Source organism: Idiomarina sp. UBA3162 (assembly GCF_002364475.1).
GTDB lineage: Bacteria > Pseudomonadota > Gammaproteobacteria > Enterobacterales > Alteromonadaceae > Idiomarina.
The window spans coordinates 1-10,489 of record NZ_DEYI01000015.1 but is presented as its reverse complement, the minus strand read 5'-3'; the positions used below and the strand labels follow the sequence as shown (position 1 = coordinate 10,489).

At 45.3% G+C, this 10,489-nt stretch carries 8 protein-coding genes; 2 read left to right on the top strand and 6 right to left on the bottom strand.

The window, feature by feature from the left end; all coding sequences use genetic code 11:
• The 5 genes from B2X00_RS02120 to B2X00_RS02100 all read right to left on the bottom strand — a co-directional run.
• Window positions 1-543, bottom strand: a 543-nt coding sequence (locus B2X00_RS02120; RefSeq protein ID WP_414653655.1) for an alpha/beta hydrolase, incomplete at its 3' end; no start/stop codon positions are given.
• Window positions 540-962 (bottom strand): TerB family tellurite resistance protein, encoded by a 423-nt coding sequence (locus B2X00_RS02115; protein ID WP_044446678.1) that lies wholly within the window; start codon window positions 960-962, stop codon window positions 540-542. The genes B2X00_RS02115 and B2X00_RS02120, both read right to left, overlap by 4 nt.
• A gap of 293 nt (window positions 963-1,255) precedes the next feature.
• Window positions 1,256-2,476: a hypothetical protein gene (locus B2X00_RS02110; RefSeq protein ID WP_044446676.1), complete on the bottom strand. Its 1,221-nt coding sequence runs from the start codon at window positions 2,474-2,476 to the stop codon at window positions 1,256-1,258.
• Window positions 2,473-3,108, bottom strand: coding sequence for a condensin complex protein MksE (locus B2X00_RS02105; RefSeq protein ID WP_044056564.1), 636 nt, complete (start codon window positions 3,106-3,108; stop codon window positions 2,473-2,475). Before B2X00_RS02105 ends, B2X00_RS02110 begins: the two co-directional genes overlap by 4 nt.
• Complete coding sequence (locus B2X00_RS02100) at window positions 3,105-6,815, bottom strand: ATP-binding protein (protein ID WP_290485919.1); 3,711 nt, start codon at window positions 6,813-6,815, stop codon at window positions 3,105-3,107. Before B2X00_RS02100 ends, B2X00_RS02105 begins: the two co-directional genes overlap by 4 nt.
• A gap of 387 nt (window positions 6,816-7,202) precedes the next feature.
• Between B2X00_RS02100 and B2X00_RS02095 the strand changes: the two genes are divergently transcribed.
• Complete coding sequence (locus B2X00_RS02095) at window positions 7,203-8,234, top strand: hypothetical protein (RefSeq protein ID WP_272965165.1); 1,032 nt, start codon at window positions 7,203-7,205, stop codon at window positions 8,232-8,234.
• A 52-nt stretch (window positions 8,235-8,286) separates the two neighbouring features.
• On the opposite strand, the gene ffh is transcribed toward B2X00_RS02095, so the two are convergent.
• Entirely contained in the window at window positions 8,287-9,723 is a 1,437-nt protein-coding gene (gene ffh / locus B2X00_RS02090; RefSeq protein ID WP_290485918.1) for a signal recognition particle protein, read from the bottom strand.
• A 157-nt stretch (window positions 9,724-9,880) separates the two neighbouring features.
• On the opposite strand from ffh, the gene B2X00_RS02085 reads away from it, so the two are divergent.
• Window positions 9,881-10,489: cytochrome C assembly family protein (locus B2X00_RS02085; RefSeq protein WP_290485917.1), on the top strand; the 609-nt coding region annotated here is incomplete at its 3' end.

The window sequence follows — 10,489 nt, the reverse complement described above, 5'->3', positions numbered from 1 at the left end:
GATGGCATCATTATCAAATGCGTTAAGGGTGACCAGATTTGCCCCGGTGGAAAAGCCACCTGCATAGAGGGTATTCACCTCTTTCTCAAACGAAGCCAGCTGGAAGTCAGTTTCATCTTGCCATTGCTGGTAGGAAACACGCAACATATCTCCAGGCTTGGTGCCGTGCCCTGGCAGTAAAATGGTTCTCGCTCTCACGCCGTTTTTGCAAAGCGCATTAGCCACATCATGGAAAAAATAGGGAGAATCGCCTAAACCATGTACCAATAACACACCGGTGTCGGAATTGCTGATACCGCATTCATAAGGCATATTCATTGCAATTTCTTCAGCTGGATTTTCACCGACAAAATACCGTTCAGCTTCTATCCATTGTTTAACCTGTGCTTGGTATTCATCAAACGGGGCAACCCCAGTGGGGAAATTGTCGTGGGATGCAGAAAATTGGGGAGATTTGACCGATTGGCAACTTGCTAAGGCAAGTAACGATGCCCCAGCAATCAGGGTGATTACGGGGCGCTTACGAATAGTGAATAGCTTCATTGATGACGAATCGTATCTCCGTGATGATTATGGTCACCATTTTTACCCGATACTAACGCTTTTGCGAGAAGTTTATGGGTAAGCACAGATAAAAGCTCCGTTTCTTCTTCACTTCGCTCTCCATCCACCCCTGTTATCGCCATGGCGACTTCTAAGGTTTTCTCTGCGTCATAAAGAAGGTCGTCTTTTAAACTCCGCATGTATTGCAACGTATCACCCGTATCAATGGCGTTGCGTGTTTGATAGATGGTGTCAGTCAGAAACGCTTCAGGACATATTGGGCTTTGCCAGTCTAATTCTTCAACCACTGAATTTAGGTAATCTTGCTCTGATAGCGTTACCATACCGTCTACTTGATATAACAATACTGATAGTTTGATTAGCGCTTGATTAAAGCTTTGTTGCTGTGAAAGTTGCATATTTGTATCCCCTTCGTACCGTACGCACCGGTACCACTACATTGTCCGCATCCTGCGAGACACTTGTTTTACGCTGTGCCAACAAATTAGCTGAGCTCGTTGACAGCAGTATTACGTCATCATGAACAATTTAGTTCATCATGTTAAGTTTTTGTAAAAACGAGTGAATAGTATAGAAGATTTCATTGAAAAGCCAAGCAGAGAAACTCATCATTTTGGCTAGGGTTGTACGATGTTTCAGACTAATGGGTGGCGCGCTACCATTAGCGATTAACATGCAGCGCGCCTTGAATTTAACGGAGGCCCAGCGTTATATCATTGATGTAGAAGTTGCCCGTATAGGTTTTATCGTTTTCTCCATGAGGATCTAGCGCAAAAAATTGTTTTTCCTGATCGGCTAAGGCTTGATACCCCCCAATTACCTGATAAATCCATACCTCTTTATCGAAACTTAATGCTTTCTCTTGGTAATAGGTCAGCGCAGTTTTAGGCTGCCCTGAGTCAATAACATCACAGAAGTATTCCTCTACTGCCGCTTGCAGTGGATCCTTCTCAAGCGCCACTGTTGACTGCTCTGTTACGTCAATATCCTGTTGTTTATTCTCGGCCTCTTGCTGTCCTTGACGCTTGTGAATATGGGATAATGAAGCAACCATACTATGGTAATCTTCTTCATGCTCAACGCTATTCACGTCAACCGAAGCAGGCTTAATAATACTGGCGGTTTGATTAAACAATAAAGGCACGTGGGTTAAATTCGCATAATTGCCTGGAACAAAATCCGGTTGCTGCTCCATATGCAACAAATACCCTTTGAGCAATCGAGTGCGCCCTCTAAACTCTCTAAAACGGCCCAGAAGGTCGAGCAACCTTGCTTGTACCACAGACAGTTCCTGTGCGGCCTTTGAAAACCGTTGCTGAAGAGAAACCACCAGCAAGTGTCGAAGCTCTCTATTTGAGCCTGCAATTTCACTCAATTCATCAAAACGGAAGCATTCTAATTGAGACAGTAAATCTGTGACCTGCCCTTGCGCTAACTCGTTTTCCCGTATTTTTGCATCAACCGATGACACGTAACCAAATTCATTGTTGATGCGGCTAAACATGACTCGAACACTGTTTGAAAGCGACTCTGATAGCTGATAAACATGCTCAGTCAAATCGCTCATATAAGCAGCGGCTTCATTATATTTATTATAGTGAAGTGACTCTTTGTAATGTTCCGCTAAGGTTTTAAGGCTTGCCAGCGAGGCACCAATATTGGCATTGATGGTGCGATTCCGCTCATCTTGTAAACTGCCTTCTAGTAAGGTTCTTACCGCGCTTTTTAAGCGTAACTCACTTTGAGGGTCTGGCCGCCAAAGCACACCCAGTTGCACCAGTTGCTCAAGGATTTTGGGCGAGTAATCTTGCTCGTTAACAGTGCCGTTGATATAAGCCTGCATAATAAGCTCACTATGCCGCCCTAGGGCATTGAGTAGCTTTGTACCGGCTTGAATAAGAACTTGGCTCATAGCAAGCTTCCTTGCGAAATAGCCGCCTCCGCCTGTTCTGATAAACTCAGGGCTTCCGTCTCATCGATAAAACGAATCATCTCATAAAGATGTTCCACCTTACCTGTGGCTAAATAAATTTGCTTCTCCGAGTTAGGTTTCGACAAATAACCTAATTCTGTCAGCCGCTTAAAGACTTGTTTAAGCTGTCCGTCAAGATTGACACTGGTTGAACCAAACATGCGATAACGAGAAATTTTCTCTAACTGCTCTGCATACGCAGGCGTATCTTCGATGGTGGTTTGTAGCTCATTCAAACGAATAGCATTGCCCATAGTCACCGGCATATCTGACTCACTGGCCTGTTGAACCAATAAAAGCCATTCAACCAAGGGGATCAAATTTGATGCAGTGTCCTGAAATTGCTGTGTCAAAACTTTCCGCTCTGGTTCCCCAATAGTGAGGTAACTGGCGAAGAAAACATCGCCGTCAGCGGTGGTTGATAACGTACGGTTCAATAAATTTAAATGAGGTTCAAGTTGTTGCGCATTGTCTCTGCTTTTCAAAAAGCGCCAGGCTTCTTCGTCTGTCACTTGGCAAATGAATGCACCTTGCAATAGTGCGCTCAATACATAACCTTGTTCTGTCATCATAATGACGCCTCCTGACCTTTCGACTCACCAGCTTGCTTGGCTTTCAAACGCTCGGCAATGGCGCTTGTTTTTGGTTGAACCACTTGCAATTGTCGAGTGACTTTGTCGATGAGATAACGATTTCTAAACAGTGTAAGTACTTCTGATTCAGGGTTAGGAAACGCCCCCACCACACTGATATTATTGTTCTGACACGCATCAAATATCTTTTTCACGTTACTTTGGTGTAACGTGCCAAGTTCATCTATGGGCCAATGCACGGTAGCGTCCACATCTCCACGCAACAAACGGGTAAATGCGAGTAGAAACTTACACAGAATAAGGTAGGCCATACCATGACTGGAAGACTCATTTAATTGACGGTCGGTACGAATAATTAGGTCACTATTGCCTTCACGCAAATGTAACTCGATATCAAGCAACTTATTAATACCGCCCGTGAGTGCAGCGCGACCTAAAATATCTAATACCTTACGCATGCTCATTCCGTACTCGTCATCCGGCAGGGTATTCGCACCAGCCTCCATCCAATCTTGATAAAGCTTGCGGAAGTATTCTAGTTCTGGCCAGAACTCTAGTTCACTTATTTTTGAACGAATTTTAACGGCTGAATCGGAAACGCCATCTAAGAAGAGTTCGCTATCAACTTCTTGGGTAATACGCTTGCTTTGCGTCACAATACGTTTATCGATGTCGGCCAACACAAAATAGTATTGTGACAAATCTGCGCCAAAAATACGGCCTTGTTCGCGCAAGCCCTGGAGTTTTTGCGGCACAATGACATTTAACAGCTGCGATAAGTGCTTCACCATACGACGATGATCAAAGCTTTTAACGCCATGAGCATTAATGGTGGCGCATTCTTCCCTCGCCCGCTCCCATGTGTCAGACAAACCTGTCCCCGCTTGGGCGGCAATAAGTTGGTCAAAGCGTTCCACGTAGGCACGGATGTCACTGAGTAAGTTATCCCGTTCTTGTAATTGGCTTTGTACTTGTGAAATACGCTGGCCAATACTGATATCATCATGTTTGATATCGCTACTTTCTTCACCCGCTTGTAATGTAAGCTTCGCCAATGCCTTACTTAGTGTATTCACTTGCTCTAGGTATTCGCTGGCGGTTTTGAGTATAGATTCTAGCTGCCCGTGGAGGTCTTGTAACTGCTCTCGCGTTGCTTTATAAGTACTTTGTTTTGCCGCTAAGTTACGTTCTGATTCGCCCAGTAATTTACGCGCTTTAGACAGTCCTTCTTGCCAAACCACCTTTTGCGTCGTAAACGTATTTTTATACCAGCGATCGTAATCTGCCACTTTGTGACGATGGGTTTCAGTGCGTGAAATATCATCTTTAAGTTTATTGATGTGTTTCTTCAGTTGGCCAATTTCATCCACATCGACACCGCGATGACTAAGCTCACTTTCCAGCCAGTCTTGCATATCTTTTTTATCTTGCGTGGCACTGTCTTTAGCTTTGCGCATATCGCTATCGAGTTGTGATAGGCGTGCTTCACTATCTGCTATTAATTGCTGCCAATGAAACTTATGTTCTGTTTCAGCTTCTCGTTGCTGATCTTTAATTTCGTCGCGGCTAAGCTCAAATGGTGCTTTAGCTTGTTTTTGCTGTTGTTGATTCGCTTCAAGTTTAGCTTTTGCTTTCTTCTTACGGGCAGTTAGTGCCTGTTGGTATTCACTTAAAACGCTGTCTCTGTCTTGTTGCGCTCGTTTTCGTGTGGCTTCTGCACTTTTCACGCCGTTGTCTTTTTGCGTCACCACAAGCTCAGCATTTCGAACGTCTTCATTTGCTTTTGCCAGTCGCTGCTCACATTCATTCTGCGCCGCCAATGCCGCAGCTTGACGAACTTCGGCTTCTTGTAACTGTTGCTTCAGCGCTTGCTCGGTTAATGCGTAATCGGGTGTCTCCAGCGCCGATAGCGCTAATTCAACGCCCATAAAACTGCTGGCTTCTTCCGCCGTTTGGCTACGCATTGTGGGGGTAAGATCGGTGCGCTCTAAAAGTTCGGGGCGAATGACTTTACCTAATGAAACTTCCCAATCATCAACGTTGGCGCGTAGGAACTCTAATAACGACCCTTCGCCTGGGTAAAGTAAGCCATTTATCTTATTTACCGCTTTTTCTTCCTGCTGGAAAGCGTGGCGCGCTTTGTCTAGCGCGTGTGAACACTCTTTGCGAAATTCAATGGCTTTGTTATGGGCTTGTTGGGCAAGTCTCAATTCCGCTCTTGCTGAATCTTCATTAATCGAAGCTTCTTTGATGGCAGCATCAAGCAAGTCTAATTGCGACTGTTCAAATTCATTGTATCCTGCATTGGTCAATGACGCTTTTAGTTCGGCCTCGGTCACTTTTAGTGCATTTTCCGTGGCTGAATAGTCGCTTTGCAATGTTGCTAGTTGCCCCGAGTAATCATCTCTAATTTTACTTAAGGCTTCTCTTTCACTTTGCTGCTGCTGTGCTTTGTTTTCTGCCGCCTCTTGCCGTGCCGCCGACATTTCTTCTAACCGAATAGACAGCTTTTCACCTAACTCCGCGATGCGCTTGTTGTATGCCGATTCGATATCTTGATGTTTCTCGGTTAATAATTGATAACGCCCCTCAGCTAACTCTCGGGCGCTGTACCATTGAGATAAATTAGCAACATCATCTTTAAGCTGCTCTATGTTCTCATCTTGCCACTTATCGAATTCACGTTCGACGGTATCAAGTTCACTGGTAAATTTTTCTACATCGGCTCGCGCAGATGAAATGACTTGGTTTAAATAATCTCGTGTGTCACTCCACTCGCTATCCGTTTGTTTACGCTGAAAACTGTTGTCATCTAGGGCACTTTTCGTGCTTTCCACCCGCGCGGCGAGAAAGGTTTTATCAAGCTCAAAGCTGTGCTTTAAATTTGCGAGAACTTGCTCAGTGCTCGTTAGCGCCATTTCGGCTTGTTCAAGCTTGCTAAATTCCGGGCGAATATGATCAAACTGCTTGATTAACTGGCACTCTTTAATCCAGTCGTCAACTCTGTGACGACTTAAACCCGAGGTAGGCGGCGTGACTCCATCTTCTTCCAAAATAGCCGCGATCATCGCTTTGATGGTTTCCATCTTCCCTTCTTTGGAATGCACAGCTTTCGCCAACTTTTCAATGTGACGCATGTGTTTCGACGGGGCACAAAGGCTGAATATTTTAGCGTAGCCAAGTAATGCTCGTGCATTGCTACTTTGATTTAGCGCCCCTTGGTCATTTTGAATAACCGCTCTAAAATCTTTTGTGGTGAGTAAACTGGTCACCATCGTATTGTTGCGCTTCATTGCGCGGGCTAATTCAGCACTACTGACACTGGCATGCTTGCCATTTTTCTGGGCAATTAAATAGTCTTCAATAGCAAAGGGCTTCCCAATTAAGCGGTAATTAACCCCTGTACCATTAGAACTTAATACCGCTTGACATAAATCGCCCTCAGCGCGGGTATATTCATAGATAATAAAACTAGAAAGCCGAGGCAAGTACCAACGTTCAAAGCTATCTCGGGTGGCCGGAACCACACGACTTGGATACTCGCCATAAAAAACAGGGATTAAACGTTGTAGTGTCGTTTTTCCCGAAGCGTTGGTTCCGCAGATGTTTGTGTGACCATCAAGCTTTAATTCAACCACACCGGGAAGGTGGGTGTCGATAAGAATAATACGATTTAAGCCTGCCATATACTTCCTATAAATAAATTCACTGTGCACACGATTTACTGTTGGGCATGATGTGCAAAGTGTGCCTTAACGTCGGTATGCAAATGCTAACCACAAGGCGAATAAAACGTTTAGCTAACCGTGGAGTGTATTACGAATTCGGGTGTTTTCACAGATGGTTTATGGAAGAGAAGAGATTCACAGTATTAAGCGATCACTTTTTAGCCTGCATTCCCCTTTTTCAATGCTTGTTGCGGACTTTTACTCAACCTGCTGAGGCATTCATTCAGGCCATACGAAACACAAGCATGCCCTACTTATCTCTAACAAACCTAACCAATAAAACGCTTTATCTATTACCAATTTAATAACATTATTATACCAATTAAAAACATTTGACTAACAAAAATGAAAAAGCCTGCCCGAAAAAACGCCTTTGATAACGAATATAAAGTGGTTATTTATTTTATCGCAGTGGCATTACTCATGCTTTGTATAAAGGGATGTGGTGGCGGAGGGTCAACTAGCACGGCCAATACAGGCCCAGTTTCAGATGACAGTACCTCCGAAGAGACCACGCCACCGCCTACAGACAATAGTGCAGAAACCGGCTTTACCAGCTTAAGTGAAGTAACACTGAGTGCCGATGGCCCCGGTACGCCAGACAATACTTATGAACGCATAGAAGCCGTATTCGCAGAGGGTAGTATTGAGGCCCCGGACCTCTTTGAGGGAGATCACACAGACACACCGCATATTGTAGAAGATACCGACGATATAGTAGGTGATCATTTTGTGTTTCTAGCCCATCGAGACTTAGATTTTAACAAGGGCGTTCAATCGGACCGTCAACGAAATGAAATTAAAAGTTATGACAAAAGCGACAATAAGGTATTGGGATTTAAAGATGAAACCATGCAATTCGAATGGTATTTTCATGTTTCCAGTGAAATGTCGCTCACCAGCAAGTTTAGTCACTTTTTTCAATTAAAAGCCCGTAACGATAGCGAAGATGACAGCAATGGCAATGACGACCAACCCGTCATCACATTATCAGCAGTAGAAAAAGACAGTTCAGGCAAAGAACTACAAGTGCGGCACAGTACGGGCAACAACCCAGACGGCACCCGTACTGATGATGTTTATTTGGTAAAAACCAATTGGAGCGATATTGCTGATGAGTGGGTACATGTCTTTGTGCAATCCACGTTCAGTGAAGAAGGTACTTTTAAAATGGTGCTTACACGATTGCGTGATGACGCTGTTATTATTGATGTAGATGAATCGAATATCGACATGTGGCGAGGCGTGTCAGAGGAAGACTTTATTCGCCCTAAATGGGGTATTTATCGCTCCACCGCTGAAATAGAAAAACTCAGAGCGGACGAAGAGCAAGTTCGCTTTGCGGATTTTGTCGTACGTAAGGGCACCCCAGATTAAAAAACCTCAATGCCTTTTCGGCATTGAGGTTTTGTCTGCTTCTTACTATGTTCTAACGCGGAGGGAAACCGCCTCCTCCGCCAAAACCGCCTGGACCGCCGCCGAATCCACCTGGACCGCCTGGACCTCCAAATCCGCCACCACCTGGAGGCATCATACCTTTCATTTGGCGCATCATTTTCTTCATTCCGCCACCAGACATTTTCTTCATCATTTTTTGCATTTGCTGAAATTGTTTCAACAGCTTGTTGACGTCTTGCACTTGGGTGCCAGAACCCGCCGCAATTCGACGCTTGCGCGATCCCTTGATGACGTCTGGATGTTGACGCTCTTTAGGTGTCATCGAGTTAATGATGGCTTCCATGCGCAGGGTCATTTTGTCGTCCATTTGGCCCTTGATTTGGTCGGTCATTTTGCCCATACCCGGCATTTTTGCCATCAACCCCATCATTCCGCCCATTTCACGCATCTGAGCTAACTGATCACGAAAGTCTTCTAGCGAAAACTGACCCTTCTTCATCACCTTGCGAGCAACCTTTTCGGCCTTTTCGCGGTCAACTTTTTGCTCGACCTCTTCCACCAACGACAAGATGTCGCCCATGCCAAGAATACGTGATGCAACACGGTCTGGGTGGAACGGCTCAAGGGCATCGGTTTTTTCGCCAACACCTAAGAACTTGATGGGCTTGCCAGTAATGTGACGAATCGATAGCGCCGCGCCGCCTCGCGCATCACCGTCGGTCTTGGTCAAGATAACCCCGGTCAATGGCAGTGCTTCGTTAAACGCTTTCGCCGTATTCGCAGCGTCTTGACCTGTCATTGAGTCAACAACGAAGAGTGTCTCAACCGGCTTGATCTCGGTATGTAGGTGCTGAATTTCCTGCATCATGTCTTCGTCGATCGTTAAACGACCGGCGGTATCCACGAGTACCACATCAACGAACTGCTTTTTAGCTTCCGCAATCGCCCCCTGGGCAATTTCAACCGGACTCTGTTCGGTTGTCGATGGGAAGAACGATACATCCACTTGCTCAGCCAAGGTCTCGAGCTGTTTAATCGCCGCCGGACGATAGATGTCTGCACTGACCACCATGACTTTTTTCTTCTGGCGCTCTTTAAGGTATTTAGCCAACTTGCCGACTGACGTTGTTTTACCGGCACCTTGCAAACCCGCCATTAAAATCACCGCAGGCGGTTGAGTGCTTAAGTCAAGCGGTACGTTAGCTTCGCCCATCGCGGCTTCAAGCTCTGATTGGACGATTTTAACAAACACTTGACCTGGCGTTAGGCTTTTGTTGACCTCGGTGCCTACCGCGCGCTCTTTTACTTTGCCAATAAATTCCTTAACGACGGGCAAGGCAACGTCAGCCTCAAGTAACGCCATACGCACTTCGCGCAATGTCGCCTTGATGTTGTCTTCTGTCAGACGGCCTTTACCGCCAATGCTTCGCAACGTCTGGGTGAGACGTTCGCTTAAATTCTCAAACATAACCGCGATCTCTTCTGTTGTCGCAAAACGAGCTAATTTATATTATGGGGATAGTATATCTGAAAACCAACAAAGTTTCGCCCTTAGAGCGCTTGGGTTTAATTAATCAAGGGCGTATACTCAGTCGTAATTCAGTTAATCTAGGGAAGCAAACGCAGTGCTTATTTCCGCATTACTCAGTGCGACACTTGTGCTTTATGTCGCCAGTGCGCTATTTATGCTGCAACAGGTTTTCAAACCGCGTTCTTCGCTGACAGCAATCAGTTTGGTTACGGCTGTGATGGCATTGGTCTGTCATGGTGGATTAATTTATTTGCGTTTAGCCGGCGATGAATTCGATCACTTGAACGTATCCTCTAGTTTATCCATCGTTGCGTGGCTGATCGCGTTACTTTCGCTCTTTCGCGTCCAGCAATCTAACAGTTTGTTACTTAAACCTGTCATCTACTTATTTGCGGCGCTATCAGCCTTGCTGCTGGTATTAACGCCTGCCGATCTCGGCGCCTATATTGGCTTTGGTCATGGTCTCGTTATCCATATAGTGCTCTCGCTGGTCGCCTACGGTGTACTTGCGCTCGCTACGTTATATGCGATCCAAGCAAGTTACATCAATTACTTACTCAAGACGAAAAAGACGAGCGGATTATTTAAGCAACTCCCCCCGTTAATGAATATTGAACGCTATTTCTTTAGGCTGTTATCAGCGGGTACGTTGCTGTTGATATTAGCAATCGCTTCCGGTTTTGCTTTTTTGGATGACATGTTC